The following is a 14,889-nucleotide window of genomic DNA, read 5'->3' as shown; positions in this document are numbered from 1 at the left end:
GCCTCAACCCTCGTCGCCCGCCCGGTACACGCCGAACATCGCCCCCTGCGGGTCCCGCAGCACCGCGATGCGCGGTCCGTCGGGCACGGAGGTGGGGACCATGAGGACGTCGCCGTGCTTCTGGACGACGGCGGTCGTGGCGTCCACGTCCGCCACGGCGAAGTACGGCAGCCAGTGCGCCGGGACCTCGGGCGGGAACTTGTCGTCCATCGTCACCATGCCGCCGAAGTCCGCCCCGCCGACGCCCCACTGGGTGTACCGCTCCGAGGCGTTGACGGTCCAGCCGAACACCCGCGTGTAGAAGGCCAGGGCCTGTTCGGGCTCCCGGGTGTACAGCTCCACCCAGCCCAGCGAACCGGGTGCGTTGAACAGCCCGGCGCCCCGGAAGGTGCCCGCCTGCCACATCTGGAACACGGCACCGCCCGGATCGGCGGCCACCGCGAACCGGCCCGCGTCGAGCACGTCCACCGGGCCGAACAGCATCGTCCCGCCCGCCTCGGTCACCTCATGGGCGGTGGCGTCCGCGTCGGTCACCGCGAACGACACGTTCCACGCGACCGGCTGCGACGGCTGGTACAGCGGGGCGAGCGCGGCGACGGCCGCGTTCCCGAGGTGCGCGACGGTGTAGCCGCCCGCCTCCTGACGCGGGTCCGTCCCGGGCCGCCAGCCGAACAGTCTCGTGTAGAACCGCTGGGCCGCCACCGGATCGGTGGTCCCCAGCTCGGTCCAGCAGGGCCCGCCGGTCACCGGTGCGTCGAGCTTCATGGCGTTCCTTCCACAGGGGGTCCCCGGGCTTGAGCCTCTCCAGCACGCTAAGCCGCGGTCCGTTCTCCCTGCCATCCGGGAAAACCCACTGGTGTGCCGCACCGGCCCCGGCATACCCTCATCCCCGTACCGCACCGCGTGGCGGCCTCCAGCTCCTTCACCCTGCCCGGAGGTTTCCCATGCCCGCGCTCGAGGTGCGCCCCTTCCGCCGAGCCGACCGCGACCAGCTCACCGACCTGGTCAACATGCACGTGGCGGCCGTCGTCCCCGGAGTCTCGGTCTCGGTCAACACCGTCCTCAGCGACCTGGAGCGGCAGCCCGGCGAGTTCATCACCGACCCGTGGGTGGCCGAGCGGACGACGCTCGTCGCCGAGCAGCGCGAGTACGTCGTCGCCGCGGCCCACCTGCTGCGCTACCGCGCCGACGCCGAGGTCGGCGAGAGCTACCGGGACGCCGCCGAGATCGACTGGTTCGTGTGCCGTCCGGCGGCGTCGTTCTGGCCGGACGCCGACCAGGCCGCTGACCTCCTGATGCGGGCGTGCCTGGCACAGTTCGCCCGCTGGAACGTACGCGTCCGGTACGCCGACGGCGCGCTGCCCGCCCCCCTCGTCTACGGCCTGCCCCGCAACTGGCCGCACATCCGGGCCGTCTACGAACGGGCGGGCTTCCGGCACGTCGGGGACACCGAGGTCATCCTGATCGCCCGGGTGGCCGACCTGCCGGCGCCCGAGCCCCGGCCCGGCGTCACGATCGAGCGCACGCTGGGGGAGTGCGGCACCCGCTTCACGGCCCGCGCCGACACCGGCGCCCCAGGGGGTGTCCGCAAAGTCCCGCCTGCCCTGCGACGCCCGGCACGCTCCCCCAAGCGCTTCGAGCAGGGGGGACCCCCACTCGCCGCACCGGGTGAACACCCGCGTACAACCAGTACGCGGGCGTCCGCCCGGCACGCCGAGAGCACGCACCGGACGCCGCAGGGCCCGCCCTCCCGGCGGACGACGGGACTTTGCGGACGCCCCCTGGGCTTCGTCGAGATCGACACGGCCCTGGCCCGCCCGGAACGCCACGCCCGCGCCGCCGGTCTGGCCGACATCGGCAACCTGCACATCGACCCCGCGCAGTACGGCACGGGACTGGAGCACTGGCTGCTCGGCCAGGCCGCCGACTGGCTTCGCTTGTGCGGTGTCGACCGGCTCGTCGCCTACGAATCCGCCGCCGACAGCACCATGCTCGGCCACCTGACAGGTGCGGGCTTTCGCGAGCTGACCCGCACCGACCGGGGCTGGGAGCACCGCCCCGGGTGACCTCAGATGCCCGGCCGGTAGCGCATCGGATGGTCCGCCGGGACCTCCACCAGCACGATCGGCGTCCCGTCCGGATCCGCGATCCACATCTCGACCAGCCCCCAGGGCTCCTTCACCGGCGGCCGTACGATCTCCACGCCCTTCGCCCGCAGCTCGTCCTGCGCCGCCGCCGCGTCGTCGACCTGCAGCCACAGCCGCGTGGCCGGCGCCGGCGGGGCCTCGGACCGGCCCGAGACCTCCAGGAAGCCACCGCCGAGGAAGTAGACCGTCCCGCGTTCCGGCCCCGTGCCGAACTCCCGGTACACGGCGAGCCCGAGCTGTTCGCCGTAGAAGGCACGGGACCGCTCGGGGTCGCTGGGGCGGAGCAGGAGTCGGCTGCTGAGTACATGCACCATGCACCGGAGCCTAGGGGCGGAGTTACTCTCGTCCCTGCCCGCGCGCCCCACGAAACGGAGACGTACGCCCATGGACACCGCCGCCACCGGACTGACCTTCCGCGATGCCACGGACGCCGACGTGGACGAGCTGGTCGCGCTGATCGAGTCGGCGTACCGGGGCGACGCGAGCCGGGTCGGGTGGACCACCGAGGCGGACATTCTCCAGGGGCAGCGGACCGATCCGGAGGGTGTGCTGGCCGTTATCAAGTCGCCCGACGGCCGGCTGCTGACGGTGGAGCGGGAGGGGCCGATCGTCGCCTGCTGCCAGCTCGAGCACCGGGGAGAGCACGCCTACTTCGGGATGTTCGCGGTCAGCCCCCGGCTCCAGGGCGCGGGCCTCGGCAAGGTGATCATCGCGGAGGCGGAGCGGCAGGCGCGCCAGACCTGGGGCGTGACGGAGATGCACATGACCGTGATCTCCGTACGCGACGACCTCATCGCCTGGTACGAGCGCCGCGGCTACCGCCGTACGGGACGGACGACCCCGTTCCCGTACGGCGACGAGCGCTTCGGCATCCCGCAGCGCGACGACCTGGAGTTCGAGCTGCTGGTCAAGGAGCTCGCCTAGTCACCAGGGCCTGTTCAGCACCGGGCCCTACGCCGTGAAACGGCCCGTGCGCTTGATGTCCGGGTGGTCGGTCGTCGCGCCGTCCAGACCGAAGGCGCGGACGAGACGCAGATGGTCCTGCGTGTTCACCACCCAGCCGATGATCCTCAGGTCGGCCTTGCGGGCGCGCTCCACGATCTCCAGGGTGAGCCGGCGGATGTTCAGGCAGACGGTCGCGGCACCGGCCTGGACGGCCCGCTCCACGATGTCGGTGCCGTACCGGCTGGCGATCAGCGCGGTGCGCACCCCCGGCACCAGGCGGGCGATCTCGGCGATCGCCTCGTCGTGGAACGAGGACACCTCCACCCGGCCGGCCAGCCCGCGCCGGTTCATCACCTCGGCCAGGGCCCGCGCCGCCTGCACGTCCTTGATCTCAGCCTGGAGCGGCGTCGATACGGCCTCCAGGACCTCCTCGAAGACCGGCACCCGCTCGCCCCGGCCCGCGTCCAGGGCCCGCAGCTCGGCGAGGGTCTTCTCGGCGATCGGCCCGGTGCCGTCGGTCGTGCGGTCCACGTCCGTGTCGTGCATGACGACGAGCGCGCCGTCCTTGCTCAGATGCAGATCGAGTTCGATGACGTCGAGACCGGCCTCCTGCGCGGCGACGAAGGACCGGAGGGTGTTCTCGGGTTCCACACCCATGACTCCGCGGTGACCGATGGTGAGGAAGTTCAAGACGCGACTCTCTTCCGTCGACAGGCGGCACTGGGGGCCTGACGGCCCACCTGACCGTATCGCCTGCACCCACCCTGTGCAGAGGGTGAGGGCATGGTCGGCGCGCGTGCGGGCATAAGCGTGACCGGCAGGAAAAAATGCGGTGAAGGGCGGGGTAGAGCAGGATATTTTCCCGAGGCGACCCTTGCTGGGAGGAACCTCGTATGTATACGGTCGGTGTACGCGAGATTCTCCCGTGGAGGGTGGGACATGACGGAAATTCTTGTGCAGGTGGGTTCGGAGGAACGGGTTCCTCCCGTGGTCAGGGTGGTGGAGCACCCGGCATGGCCCGTGCTCAAGGATGCCGTGGAGCGGATCCGGCCATGGCAGTCCAAGGACGGGTCGATCGACTTCGACGCCGAGGGCGCGCCCGACCCGGCCGATGCCGAGCTCGCCGTCCGTCATGTCACGGACGCGGTCCTGGAGCTCTCCCCGCTGCTCCCGCACGACCGCGACTACCACGAGGCCCTGGCCAAGGACCTCGGCCGGTGGGCCGACGGCGGCTTCCAGGCGCCTGACTTCCTCGACTCGCTGCTGGCCTTCCAGCCCGCCGCGAACCGCGCGGACGGCCTCCAGCACCTGGTCGTCTTCCCCATGTACACGCAGAACGGCAACCCGGACCGCAACCTCGAAGCGGTCGTGCTGCGCATGGTCTGGCCGGACTGGCTGGCCGAACTGGAGCGCACCCGCTACGACAACCCGCTGTTCTGCGGCATCAAGTTCGAGGACTTCACGGCGGGCTACGACACCAACTCCGCCGTGCTCTTCCCCGAGACCATCGCCGTGCGCGAGGCCCCCGAGAGGTTCAGCTGGGGCGGCATCTTCTGCGACCGCGAGGCCGCCCGCTTCCGCCGCGTCACCGACGCCGCCGTCGACATCCTCGGCCTGGAGCTGCCCGAGGACGTCGCCGCCATGGTCCACGACCAGAAGCGCTGCGAGGAGGCGTTCGTCCTGTGGGACATGGTCCACGACCGCACCCACAGCCACGGCGACCTGCCGTTCGACCCGTTCATGATCAAGCAGCGCCAGCCGTTCTGGATGTACGGCCTGGAGGAGCTGCGCTGCGACCTCACCGCCTTCAAGGAGGCCGTGAAGCTGGCCGCCGACGGCGTGCCGCAGGCGCGTGACGTGCAGGTCGCGGTCCTCTTCGACCGCATGTTCCGCTTCCCCGTCACCGGCGAGCGCGTGCGCAACTACGACGGCCTCGGCGGCCAGCTCCTCTTCGCCTACCTGCACAAACACGACGTCGTCCGCTGGAAGGACAACAAGCTCTCGATCGACTGGGAGCGCGCCCCGCAGGTCACCAACCAGCTGTGCGCCGAGATCGAGCAGCTCTACCGCGACGGCATCGACCGCCCCAAGCTCGTCCACTGGTTCGCCGGGTACGAGCTCGTCTCCACCTACCTCGCCCCGCACCCGGGCTCGAAGTGGGCCAAGGGCCCCGACGCGCTGGACGTGACGCAGCCGCCGCGGAAACTCGTCGATGACGTGCTTCCGGACGAGTTTCCGCTGAGCATGTTCTATGAGGCACTGTCCAAGAAGCTGAAGAACGTGATCGCCTCCACCAAGGGCATCACGGCGGACGGCGCCGAGCGGATCGCCGCGTGAGCGATCGGCGAAGCGAGAACACTGCTCAGGAGGCGAAGACCATGGCGGGGAACGGGGCGCTCAGCGGCGCGGTGATCGCGGTGGCCGGAGCGGGAGGACCCGCGGGCCGGGCCGCACTGCTCAGGCTGGCCGAGGCGGGAGCCACCGTCATCGGCTCGGACAACGACCCGGAGCGGCTGGCGGAGGCGGTCGACGCGGCGAGCTACGCGACCGGCGGCGCCACCGTCACCGGTGACACGGTCGACCTGCTCGACCTGCGGGCGACTCACGACTGGGCCACCCGCATCGAGAAGGACTTCGGCCGCGTCGACGGCCTGGTCCATCTCGTGGGCGGCTGGCGCGGCAGCGAGACCTTCACCAGGACCAGCCTGGACGACTGGGACTTCCTGGAGATGCTGCTCGTGCGCACCGTGCAGCACACGTCCCTCGCCTTCCACGAGGCGCTCCAGCGCAGCGACCGCGGTCGCTACGTGCTGATCAGCGCGGCGGGCGCCAGCAAGCCCACCGCGGGCAACGCCGCCTACGCCGCGGCCAAGGCCGCCGCCGAGGCGTGGACGCTGGCCATGGCCGACTACTTCCGCAAGGCCGGGGGCCCCGACGGCCCGACCTCGGCGGCTGCCATCCTGGTGGTGAAGGCACTGGTGCACGACGCGATGCGCGCCGAGCGACCCAACGCGAAGTTCGCGGGCTTCACGGACGTCAAGGACCTGGCCGAGGCCATCACCGAGGTCTGGCAGAAGCCCGCCGCCGAAGTGAACGGAAACCGTCTGTGGCTCACCGAGAAGCCGTGAACCCGCCGAAGACCGACGCCCGTCGCCATCACGACCCCGAGGTCCGCGGTTTCGCCAGCGACAACTACGCCGGCGCCCACCCGGAGGTGCTCGCCGCCCTGGCCCTGGCCAACGGCGGGCACCAGGTCGCGTACGGCGAGGACGCCTACACCGAGAACCTCCAGAGCGTTGTCCGCAGCCACTTCGGGGCCACGGCCGAGGCGTTCCCGGTCTTCAACGGCACCGGCGCCAACGTCGTCGCCCTCCAGGCGGTCACCGACCGCTGGGGCGCGGTGATCTGCGCCGAGAGCGCCCACATCAACGTCGACGAGTGCGGGGCGCCCGAGCGCGTCGGCGGCCTGAAACTGCTCACCGTGCCCACGCCCGACGGCAAGCTCACGCCCGAGCTGATCGACCGGCAGGCGTACGGCTGGGACGACGAGCACCGCGCGATGCCGCAGGTAGTCTCCATCGCCCAGGCCACCGAGCTGGGCACGGTCTACACGCCGGAGGAGATACGCGCCCTGTGCGAGCACGCCCACGCGCACGGCATGAAGGTGCACCTGGACGGCTCCCGGCTGGCCAACGCCGCCGCCACCCTGGACGTCCCGATGCGCACGCTCACCAACGCCGCCGGTGTCGACATCCTCTCCCTGGGCGGCACGAAGAACGGTGCCCTGTTCGGCGAGGCGGTCGTGGTCCTGAACCAGGACGCCGTCAGCCACATGAAGCACCTGCGCAAGCTGTCCATGCAGCTCGCCTCCAAGATGCGCTTCGTGTCGGTGCAGTTGGAGGCCCTGCTCGCCCGCGACCTGTGGCTGCGCAACGCCCGCCACTCCAACGAGATGGCCCAGCGCCTCGCCGAGGGCGTACGCGCCGTGCACGGCGTGGAGATCCTCCACCCGGTGCAGGCCAACGCGGTGTTCGCCCGCCTGCCGCACGACGTGAGCGAGCGCCTGCAGAAGCGGTTCCGCTTCTACTTCTGGGACGAGGCCGCGGGCGACGTCCGCTGGATGTGCGCCTTCGACACGACCGAGGAGGACGTGGACGCGTTCGTCGCGGCACTGAAGGAGGAGATGGCCCGCTAGGGCCACCTCCTCACGGCTGCCGCGTCAGTTGACGACGATCCTTGCGCTGTTGTTGCGCAGGTTCGGGTCGAACTTCCCGATGCTCAGCTCGGGATCGTCGTTGACGGTGGCGACGGTGGTGTGTGCGCCGCGCACCACCCGGTCGATCCGCAAGGGGATCTCGAAGGTGTGCGACGCCTTGTCGTGCAGGTAGATCGGCGTCCTGCAGTAGTAGGTCGTGGGGGACGTGCCGTCCGCCGAGGTCCAGCAGTCCTCCTCCGGCAGCCCCGTCACCGTGGTCCCCTCCGGCGCCTGGAACCGCACCTTCGCCACGGCGGCGCCCGCACCCAGCGACGCCACCCAGGCCGGACCGCGGTTGTGCACGGTGACCCGGGCGGTCACGGTGTCACCGGCGGCCCCGCTCACCCTGCTGTCGGTGAGCTTCAGGTCGGCGGTGTTCCGGGCGTTGAGCATGACGGTCCGGTAGTTGTCCTGCGGGTCGATGTCGGACTCCGCTGCCGCGGCCCGGGTGGCGGCCACGGGACGCAGGTCCAGCTCGGCGCCCGTGCCCCGGGTCCACGTCCCCTCGCCGCGCATCTCCTCCAGCGCCTCGTCGGAGTACGGATGGACGGCGTGGTCGAACCGCTCGTACAGCGCCTTGCGGCCCACGCCGAGACCGGTGTCCAGCGCGTACTGCTGCCCCGGTGCCACCGCCTCGTCCAGCACGCACAGGGCGGACGTACCGGTGTGGTGCTCCCGGTACTCGCAGTTGGCGTGCCGCTCCTCGAAACGCAGCCCGTACGAGGCGTTGAGCCACAGCAGTGTGCGCTCCGCGGTGCGGTTGCCGCTGTTGGAGACCGTGGCGCGCACGCCGGTCTTCGAGCCCGGCCTGAGGCCGTGCTGGTAGTCGGCCTGACTGAGGCCGAGGTCCGGGCCGTCGCCCACGCCGACGCGGGTCTCGGCCGGGTGGGACGTCGCCTCTCCGGCGACGGCCGAGTAGCGCACGTACCCCGAGGCGCCGGCGTCCGCTCCCGGCAGCGCGCGCAGCCCGAACACGGCGGCCGGCACGCTCTCCGTCCCGACGGGCATCTCGGGGAAGTCGCAGACCGCCCTGACCTCCGACTCGGGTTCGCAGTTCGCCGGCCAGGACACCCGCGCGAACGAGGCGATCTCGCTGATGTCGACGGTCAGTCGCCCGGCCGGGACCCTGTCGTCGGCGACGTCGCGGCTGACCTCCACGGCCAGGCTGCGCTCACGCGCGCCGCCGTCCCCGTCCGCGCCCGGCAGCACCGTCTCGTAGGGCGCGCTGATCCACAGCTGGTTCTCCTGGGCGTACGCGGGCCCGGCCCCGATTCCGGCCGCCGCCAGGGCGCAACTCACGAGCGCGGCGCCGAGCAGGCGGTGTGGGTCCTTCATGTCTTCCCCCTTGTCACGGATCTGCGGAGGCCGAGACCGGTGGCGCGGGGGAAGGGTTGTGGCCGGGCGGGTGGTTGCGGCGGGGTTCAGCCGTTCTTCCAGCCGATGCATAGATATACGGACGCTCGAAAATGAATTGACCCAGGGGTGATCTCATCCCTATGCTCTGCCTGCATGCAGCTGATCCAGGAAACCCCCGACCTCTCCGCCTACTTGGCCGCTGACGAGGCGATAGACCATCACCATCCGGTCGTTCGCGAGGCGGCGGCCAAGCTGGCCAGGGGTGTGGCGAACTCGTATGAGTATGCGCAGGCGGCGTTCGAGTTCGTGCGCGACACCATTGCGCACTCGCAGGATTCGGGCGATCTCCGCGTCACCTGGCGCGCCAGTGATGTCCTGGAACAGCGCACCGGCATCTGCTACGCCAAGGCCCACGCGCTCGCGGCGCTGCTACGGGCCGAGGACATCCCGACCGCGTTGTGCTACCAGAAGCTCGACGTGGTGCACGGCTTGGTCGCCGTCCGGTTCAACGGTGCATGGCACCGGCAGGACCCCCGGGGCAACAAGCCGGGTGTGGACGCGCAGTTCTCCCTGGACGGCGAGCGGCTCGCCTTCACGCCCGATACGGCGTCCGGTGAGACGGACTGTCCGGTGCTGTATGCCGCGCCTCACCCGGTCGTACTCGACACCCTCAAAGCAGCCCGCGACCGGCCCCACTTGTGGGAGACGCTCCCCACCGCACTCTGAGGCAGGACCGCGAGCCCGGGCCGGTCACCTCCGGGGGTCAGTGCGCCTCGGCCTCCCGCACCTGCTCCGGCGTCGGAGCCGTGCCGCCGAGGTGGGCCGGCATCCACCAAGTGTCGTCCGGGCCCTTCGGGCGTACGGGGTAGGCGCGCTGGGCGGCCTCGAGGAGTTCCTGGACGCGCCCGCGCAGCTGACGGGTGATCGCGCCCGCGTACTTGTCGCGGGAGGCCTCGATCGCCTCGCCGACCCGGATCGTGATGGGGATGTGGCTGCGCTTGAAGTTGCGGGGGTGGCCCTTGGTCCACAGCCGCTGCGTGCCCCACACCGCCATCGGGACCAGCGGGACGCCGGCCTCCTGGGCCATGCGCGCGGCGCCCGACTTGAAGCTCTTCAGTGTGAACGACTGCGAGATGGTCGCCTCCGGGAAGACCCCGACGATCTCGCCCGACCGCAGCGAGTCCAGGGCGTGCGCGTAGGCCGCCTCGCCCTGCTTGCGGTCCACGGGGATGTGCTTCATCCCGCGCATCAGCGGGCCCGAGATCTTGTGGCGGAAGACGGACTCCTTCGCCATGAAGCGCACGAGACGTTTCTGAGGCAGGGCCGCCAGGCCGTTGAAGACGAAGTCCAGGTAGCTGATGTGGTTGCTCACCAGCACGGCGCCGCCCGAGCGCGGGATGTTCTCCGAACCCTGGCAGTCGATCTTGAGGTCCCACGCCTTGAACAGCGTGCGGGCGAAACCGACGACGGGACGGTAGACGAGCTCTGCCATGGGCGGGTCGGACCCTTCCTGCTCTGCCTGGGAAGGGATTCCCAGTGGAAAGTTACGCAGCCGTAGGTTTACGGCTTGTCGCAGATCGTGCCCGAAGAACGGCCGGGTAGCCAGTCCCCGTGCCCGCGCGTGAGGAGATTCTCGTCACGTCGCCGCGGATCCCACCTCGTGCTTTTACGCCCCCATTACTCCGCGCGTACCGTCACCCGCCGCATGAGCAGGTACATCTCGCATCCCAGGCAGTACCCGAACACGGCGTTCAGGAAGGCGGCCGCGAGCGCGGCGCCGGTCGCCGCGAGACCCAGCCAGCCGGGCCCCAGGGTGTAGCCCACGAGCCCGAGCCCGGCGAAAACCAGCCCCACCGCCTGGGCGAAACGCGGCGGTTCGGGCGCCTCGAACGCGGTCGGCGGCCCGAGTCGCGGCCGCACGGCCTTCCGGAACAGCAGGCCGTAGGGCGACCGGGTCACCCCGCCCGCCGCGCCCAGCAGGAACGCCAGCGTCTGCCAGGCCAGCAGCCACGCGCTCCCCGTGACCAGGACGACCGCCAGGACGACGGTCGTCACGGCCGCACCGAAACGCGGCCCTCTCACATCGATGTCCATGGGAACCAAGCATTCCGCAGTACGGGCCCGCGGGAAGGGCGGGAATCTTTGCGGTCTCGTGAACGCTTGCAGCAGGTGATGACCGGACTGGTGGTGTGCGTACTGGTGCTCGCGGCGGCGAGCGCCTACGGAGTGCTGCAACGGCGGCGGAGCGGGAGAGTGCGGGTGCGCGGGCGGGACGACGGCAAGCGGCTGGACGCGGCCGAGCTGGGCGCGGAACTGGGCGAGCGGGCCACACTCGTGCAGTTCTCCAGCGCGTTCTGCGCGCCCTGCCGGGCGACCCGGCGGGTCCTCGGCGAGGTCGCCGGCATGGTCCCGGGTGTGACCCACGTCGAGATCGACGCCGAGGCGCACCTGGACCTCGTACGACGGCTGGACATCCTCAAGACCCCGACCGTGCTGGTCCTCGACGCCGATGGCCGGGTGGTGCGGCGGGCCACCGGGCAGCCGCGCAAGGCGGATGTGATCGCCGCGCTGGGGGAGGCGGTGTGACGGACGCGACCCCGTCAGTGAGTCATCTCCCACATCAGGGAACGCACTTGACTGCGGCAACCATTTATCGTCAGCCTGACCTCATGCCTGCGGACCTTCTCGCCACGCCCGACCTCCTGCGCTCGGTCTTCCGGCGGCACGCGGCAGGGGTCGCCGTGATCACCGCCCGTGGCGACACCGGTCCGGTGGGCTTCACCGCCACCTCCCTCGCCTCCGTCTCCGCCGAGCCGCCCCTGCTGTCCTTCGGCGTCGGCACCGGCTCCTCGAGCTGGCCCGCGATCGCGGCGGCCGACCACGTCGGCGTCCACATCCTCGGCGAGCATCAGCAGCAGCTGGCCGCCACCTTCGCCCGCAGCGGAGCCGACCGCTTCGCGCCGCCCACCGCCTGGCGGGAGGGGCCCGAGGGGGTCCCCGTGCTCGACGGTGTGCCGGCCTGGCTGGTGGGCCGGGTCGTGACGCGCGTGCCCGCCGGCGACCACCGGATCGTGATCGCGGAGGTGATGCACGGCGACGCCACGGGCACCGGCCGGCCGCTCCTCTACCACCAGGGACGTTTCAACCGCCTGCGCGACTGATCCGCATGTCCCCCGGGCTGCGGGACCGTCGAGTTCCGGTTACGCTGCGTTGCGAAGGTCACAGTTCAAAGCGCTTGCTTAGCGGGAACGAACTGGATGTACTGACGAGTAATATTTCGCTCGGAGCGTGGGTCGCCCCGACCGGGATCGGCCGCTTGAGGCGCCTATGCTGCCTGCGAGTAGGCAGCATGAAATGACGATGCAGTAGGAGAGCCGGCGTGAGCTTGAGGATCGTTGTCACTGTGAAGTACGTGCCCGACGCCACTGGCGACCGGCACTTCGCCGATGACCTGACCGTCGACCGGGACGACGTGGACGGTCTGCTCTCCGAGCTCGACGAGTACGCGGTCGAGCAGGCGCTGCAGATCTCCGAGAACTCCGACGACGACGTGGAGATCACCGTCCTGACGGTGGGCCCCGAGGACGCCAAGGACGCCCTGCGCAAGGCGCTGTCCATGGGCGCCGACAAGGCGATCCACGTCGAGGACGACGACATCCACGGCACCGACGCCATCGGCACCTCCCTGGTCCTGGCCAAGGCCATCGAGAAGGCCGGCTACGACCTGGTGATCTCCGGCATGGCTTCCACCGACGGCACCATGGGCGTCGTCCCCGCGCTGCTCGCCGAGCGTCTGGGCGTGCCGCAGGTGACCCTGCTCTCCGAGGTATCGGTCGAGGACGGCACGGTCAAGGGCCGCCGGGACGGCGACGCCGCTTCCGAGAACCTTGAGGCGTCCCTGCCGGCGGTCGTGTCGGTCACCGACCAGTCGGGCGAGGCGCGTTACCCGTCCTTCAAGGGCATCATGGCGGCCAAGAAGAAGCCGGTGGAGTCCTGGGACCTGTCCGACCTCGACATCGAGGCCGAGGAGGTCGGCCTGGAGGGCGCCTACACCACGGTCGAGAACGTGGCCGAGCGCCCGGCCCGCACCGCGGGCACGATCGTCAAGGACGAGGGCGAGGGCGGCAAGCAGCTCGCTGAGTTCCTCGCGGGCCAGAAGTTCATCTGAGCCCCGCATTCGCTGACCGCCCCTCATCTTTCGCAAGCAGGAGAGAAGAAGTCCCATGGCTGAAGTTCTCGTCTACGTCGACCACGTGGACGGTGCCGTCCGCAAGCCCACCCTGGAGCTGCTGACCCTGGCCCGCCGCATCGGCGAGCCGGTCGCCGTCGCGCTGGGCAACGGCGCCGCCGACACCGCCGCCGCGCTCGCCGAGCACGGCGCGGTGAAGGTGCTCACGCACGAGGCGTCCGAGTACGCCGACTACTTGGTCGTACCGAAGGTGGACGCCCTCCAGGCCGCGGTTGCCGAAGTGTCCCCGGCCGCGGTCCTGGTCCCGTCCTCCGCCGAGGGCAAGGAGATCGCCGCCCGTCTGGCGCTGCGTCTGGGGTCCGGCATCATCACCGACGCCGTCGACCTCGAGGCCGGCGACGAGGGCCCGGTGGCCACGCAGTCGGTGTTCGCCGCGTCCTTCACCACCAAGTCCCGTGTCTCCAAGGGCACGCCGGTCATCACGGTCAAGCCGAACAGCGCCGCCGTGGAGCCCGCCCCGGCCGCCGGTGCGGTCGAGGCCCTGTCCGTGACCTTCTCCGCCCAGGCCACCGGCACGAAGATCACCGGTCGCACGCCGCGTGAGTCGACGGGCCGTCCGGAGCTGACCGAGGCCGCGATCGTGGTCTCCGGTGGCCGTGGCGTCAACGGCGCGGAGAACTTCGCGATCATCGAGGCCCTCGCCGACTCGCTCGGCGCGGCCGTGGGCGCCTCGCGTGCCGCGGTGGACGCCGGCTGGTACCCGCACACCAACCAGGTCGGCCAGACCGGCAAGAGCGTTTCCCCGCAGCTGTACATCGCCTCGGGCATCTCCGGCGCGATCCAGCACCGTGCCGGTATGCAGACCTCGAAGACGATCGTGGCGATCAACAAGGACGCCGAGGCTCCGATCTTCGACCTCGTCGACTACGGCGTCGTCGGCGACCTGTTCGACGTCGTCCCGGCCCTGACCGAGGAGATCAAGACCCGCAAGGGCTGATCGCCTCTCGGCCGCAGCAGGCCCCCGTGACCCTCGCCGGTCACGGGGGCCTCTTCTCATCCCAGGGTCATCGAGGCCTGCACCGGCAGGTGGTCGCTCGGGTACGTCCCGTCCACGGAGAAGGTGTTCATCCCGGCCCAGTGCGTGGTCACCCCGGGCGTGGTGAGGATCCAGTCGATGCGCCGCCCGCCGGGCCTGAGCCCCCGGTAGCCGTGGTGCGTCCCGTACGCCGGACTCCGCGAGGCCGCCGCGTCCCAGGCGTCCACCAGTCCGATGTCCAGCATCAGGTCGTGCACCCGGTTGTCGTGGGCGTCCGCGTTGAAGTCGCCGGTGACGATGACCGGTAACGACCGGTCCCACCCGGCGATCGTCTCGCCGATGAGCCCCGCCGAGCGTTCCCGGGCGTACTGGCTGACGCTGTCCAGGTGGGTGTTGAGGACGTAGAACTCCCGTCCCCCGTCGCCGAGATCGGCGAAACGGACCCAGGTCACCATGCGCAGCCAGTCTGCGCCCCAGGTGTTCGAGGCGATCGTGTTCGGGGTGTCGGACAGCCAGAAGTGATCGAACTCGATCGGGTCGAGTCTGCGCGTGTCGTAGAAGATCGCCATGAACTCGTCCTTGCTGCCGCCCCCACGTCCGGTGCCGATCCAGTCGTAGTGCCCGCCGAGATCTGTCTCGATCATGCGCAGCTGCTGGTAGAGCCCTTCCTGGGTGCCGATGACGTGCGGTCGCTCGCGGCGCAGCAGTTCTCGCATCACCGGTCGGCGCACGGCCCAGCGCGGTGTCTCGTCGACGACGGTCGCGAAGCGCACGTTGAACGTCATGACGTTCAGGGCGCCCGGGTGCTCGCCGGCGGAAGCGGGCTGTGTGGGGCCCGCGCTGGTGAGCAGCGGTCCTGCGATGGCGGCGGCGGCCGCCGCCTTGAGCCCGTGGCGGCGCGTCACTCCGACCTCGTTCGGCACGTGATCTCCCTCCCCTTGCACGTCAGGATGAAGCTTGC

At 70.6% G+C, this 14,889-nt stretch carries 17 protein-coding genes; 10 read left to right on the top strand and 7 right to left on the bottom strand.

Going from position 1 to position 14,889, the window contains the following annotated elements; all coding sequences use genetic code 11:
• Positions 1 to 3 precede the first annotated feature (3 nt).
• Positions 4 to 765 carry a VOC family protein gene (locus PV963_RS05425; protein WP_274814404.1) on the bottom strand — a complete coding sequence of 254 codons (762 nt, stop codon included), beginning with the start codon at positions 763 to 765 and terminating at the stop codon, positions 4 to 6.
• Positions 766 to 944: 179 nt separating this feature from the next.
• Between PV963_RS05425 and PV963_RS05420 the strand changes: the two genes are divergently transcribed.
• Positions 945 to 2,066: a GNAT family N-acetyltransferase gene (locus PV963_RS05420; RefSeq protein WP_274814403.1), complete on the top strand. Its 1,122-nt coding sequence runs from the start codon at positions 945 to 947 to the stop codon at positions 2,064 to 2,066.
• Positions 2,067 to 2,068: 2 nt separating this feature from the next.
• On the opposite strand, the gene PV963_RS05415 is transcribed toward PV963_RS05420, so the two are convergent.
• Entirely contained in the window at positions 2,069 to 2,461 is a 393-nt protein-coding gene (locus PV963_RS05415; protein WP_274814402.1) for a VOC family protein, read from the bottom strand.
• Positions 2,462 to 2,531: 70 nt separating this feature from the next.
• Here PV963_RS05415 and PV963_RS05410 point away from each other — a divergent pair, with 70 nt between their 5' ends.
• Positions 2,532 to 3,071: a GNAT family N-acetyltransferase gene (locus PV963_RS05410; RefSeq protein WP_274814401.1), complete on the top strand. Its 540-nt coding sequence runs from the start codon at positions 2,532 to 2,534 to the stop codon at positions 3,069 to 3,071.
• A 27-nt stretch (positions 3,072 to 3,098) separates the two neighbouring features.
• Here PV963_RS05410 and PV963_RS05405 read toward each other — a convergent pair whose 3' ends face one another.
• A complete protein-coding gene (locus PV963_RS05405; RefSeq protein ID WP_274814400.1) occupies positions 3,099 to 3,782 on the bottom strand; it encodes a glycerophosphodiester phosphodiesterase in 684 nt (227 codons plus the stop codon).
• A 249-nt stretch (positions 3,783 to 4,031) separates the two neighbouring features.
• On the opposite strand from PV963_RS05405, the gene PV963_RS05400 reads away from it, so the two are divergent.
• Genes PV963_RS05400 through PV963_RS05390 form a run of 3 tightly spaced genes read left to right on the top strand, consistent with a single transcriptional unit; the run spans position 4,032 to position 7,287 of the window.
• Positions 4,032 to 5,429 (top strand): DUF6421 family protein, encoded by a 1,398-nt coding sequence (locus tag PV963_RS05400; RefSeq protein ID WP_274814399.1) that lies wholly within the window; start codon positions 4,032 to 4,034, stop codon positions 5,427 to 5,429.
• A gap of 41 nt (positions 5,430 to 5,470) precedes the next feature.
• Positions 5,471 to 6,220, top strand: coding sequence for an SDR family oxidoreductase (locus PV963_RS05395; RefSeq protein WP_274821946.1), 750 nt, complete (start codon positions 5,471 to 5,473; stop codon positions 6,218 to 6,220).
• A complete protein-coding gene (locus tag PV963_RS05390; RefSeq protein WP_274814398.1) occupies positions 6,217 to 7,287 on the top strand; it encodes a threonine aldolase family protein in 1,071 nt (356 codons plus the stop codon). Before PV963_RS05395 ends, PV963_RS05390 begins: the two co-directional genes overlap by 4 nt.
• A 24-nt stretch (positions 7,288 to 7,311) precedes the next feature.
• Here PV963_RS05390 and PV963_RS05385 read toward each other — a convergent pair whose 3' ends face one another.
• Positions 7,312 to 8,682, bottom strand: a complete 1,371-nt coding sequence (locus tag PV963_RS05385; RefSeq protein WP_274814397.1) for a hypothetical protein — start codon at positions 8,680 to 8,682, stop codon at positions 7,312 to 7,314.
• A gap of 174 nt (positions 8,683 to 8,856) precedes the next feature.
• On the opposite strand from PV963_RS05385, the gene PV963_RS05380 reads away from it, so the two are divergent.
• On the top strand, positions 8,857 to 9,429 hold the full coding sequence (locus tag PV963_RS05380) for a transglutaminase-like domain-containing protein (RefSeq protein WP_274814396.1): 573 nt from the start codon (positions 8,857 to 8,859) through the stop codon (positions 9,427 to 9,429).
• Positions 9,430 to 9,466: 37 nt separating this feature from the next.
• On the opposite strand, the gene PV963_RS05375 is transcribed toward PV963_RS05380, so the two are convergent.
• Positions 9,467 to 10,195: a lysophospholipid acyltransferase family protein gene (locus PV963_RS05375; protein ID WP_274814395.1), complete on the bottom strand. Its 729-nt coding sequence runs from the start codon at positions 10,193 to 10,195 to the stop codon at positions 9,467 to 9,469.
• Between the two features lie 185 nt (positions 10,196 to 10,380).
• Positions 10,381 to 10,797: a DUF4395 domain-containing protein gene (locus PV963_RS05370; RefSeq protein ID WP_274814394.1), complete on the bottom strand. Its 417-nt coding sequence runs from the start codon at positions 10,795 to 10,797 to the stop codon at positions 10,381 to 10,383.
• A gap of 78 nt (positions 10,798 to 10,875) precedes the next feature.
• Between PV963_RS05370 and PV963_RS05365 the strand changes: the two genes are divergently transcribed.
• The 4 genes from PV963_RS05365 to PV963_RS05350 all read left to right on the top strand — a co-directional run bounded on the left by PV963_RS05365 (position 10,876) and on the right by PV963_RS05350 (position 13,889).
• On the top strand, positions 10,876 to 11,289 hold the full coding sequence (locus PV963_RS05365) for a thioredoxin family protein (protein ID WP_274821945.1): 414 nt from the start codon (positions 10,876 to 10,878) through the stop codon (positions 11,287 to 11,289).
• An 83-nt stretch (positions 11,290 to 11,372) separates the two neighbouring features.
• Positions 11,373 to 11,864 carry a flavin reductase family protein gene (locus PV963_RS05360; RefSeq protein WP_274814393.1) on the top strand — a complete coding sequence of 164 codons (492 nt, stop codon included), beginning with the start codon at positions 11,373 to 11,375 and terminating at the stop codon, positions 11,862 to 11,864.
• A 218-nt stretch (positions 11,865 to 12,082) separates the two neighbouring features.
• Entirely contained in the window at positions 12,083 to 12,871 is a 789-nt protein-coding gene (locus PV963_RS05355) for an electron transfer flavoprotein subunit beta/FixA family protein (RefSeq protein WP_274814392.1), read from the top strand.
• 55 nt (positions 12,872 to 12,926) lie between these two features.
• A complete protein-coding gene (locus tag PV963_RS05350) occupies positions 12,927 to 13,889 on the top strand; it encodes an electron transfer flavoprotein subunit alpha/FixB family protein (RefSeq protein WP_274814391.1) in 963 nt (320 codons plus the stop codon).
• A gap of 56 nt (positions 13,890 to 13,945) precedes the next feature.
• Here PV963_RS05350 and PV963_RS05345 read toward each other — a convergent pair whose 3' ends face one another.
• Entirely contained in the window at positions 13,946 to 14,851 is a 906-nt protein-coding gene (locus PV963_RS05345; protein ID WP_274814390.1) for an endonuclease/exonuclease/phosphatase family protein, read from the bottom strand.
• Positions 14,852 to 14,889: the final 38 nt, after the last annotated feature.

This window comes from Streptomyces coeruleorubidus, assembly GCF_028885415.1.
GTDB lineage: Bacteria > Actinomycetota > Actinomycetes > Streptomycetales > Streptomycetaceae > Streptomyces > Streptomyces coeruleorubidus_A.
The sequence above is the reverse complement of the archived record's forward strand: the minus strand, read 5'-3'. Positions and strand labels throughout refer to the sequence as shown.

Excerpts from the sequence above, each read along its gene's own strand:
- PV963_RS05380 (WP_274814396.1), top strand. The coding sequence starts at position 8,857 with ATGCAGCTGATCCAGGAAACCCCCGACCTCTCCGCCTACTTGGCCGCT.
- PV963_RS05350 (WP_274814391.1), top strand. The coding sequence starts at position 12,927 with ATGGCTGAAGTTCTCGTCTACGTCGACCACGTGGACGGTGCCGTCCGC.
- PV963_RS05370 (WP_274814394.1), bottom strand. The coding sequence starts at position 10,797 with ATGGACATCGATGTGAGAGGGCCGCGTTTCGGTGCGGCCGTGACGACC.
- PV963_RS05385 (WP_274814397.1), bottom strand. The coding sequence starts at position 8,682 with ATGAAGGACCCACACCGCCTGCTCGGCGCCGCGCTCGTGAGTTGCGCC.
- PV963_RS05360 (WP_274814393.1), top strand. The coding sequence starts at position 11,373 with ATGCCTGCGGACCTTCTCGCCACGCCCGACCTCCTGCGCTCGGTCTTC.
- PV963_RS05400 (WP_274814399.1), top strand. The coding sequence starts at position 4,032 with ATGACGGAAATTCTTGTGCAGGTGGGTTCGGAGGAACGGGTTCCTCCC.
- PV963_RS05415 (WP_274814402.1), bottom strand. The coding sequence starts at position 2,461 with ATGGTGCATGTACTCAGCAGCCGACTCCTGCTCCGCCCCAGCGACCCC.
- PV963_RS05420 (WP_274814403.1), top strand. The coding sequence starts at position 945 with ATGCCCGCGCTCGAGGTGCGCCCCTTCCGCCGAGCCGACCGCGACCAG.
- PV963_RS05375 (WP_274814395.1), bottom strand. The coding sequence starts at position 10,195 with ATGGCAGAGCTCGTCTACCGTCCCGTCGTCGGTTTCGCCCGCACGCTG.
- PV963_RS05395 (WP_274821946.1), top strand. The coding sequence starts at position 5,471 with ATGGCGGGGAACGGGGCGCTCAGCGGCGCGGTGATCGCGGTGGCCGGA.
- PV963_RS05365 (WP_274821945.1), top strand. The coding sequence starts at position 10,876 with ATGACCGGACTGGTGGTGTGCGTACTGGTGCTCGCGGCGGCGAGCGCC.
- PV963_RS05410 (WP_274814401.1), top strand. The coding sequence starts at position 2,532 with ATGGACACCGCCGCCACCGGACTGACCTTCCGCGATGCCACGGACGCC.
- PV963_RS05425 (WP_274814404.1), bottom strand. The coding sequence starts at position 765 with ATGAAGCTCGACGCACCGGTGACCGGCGGGCCCTGCTGGACCGAGCTG.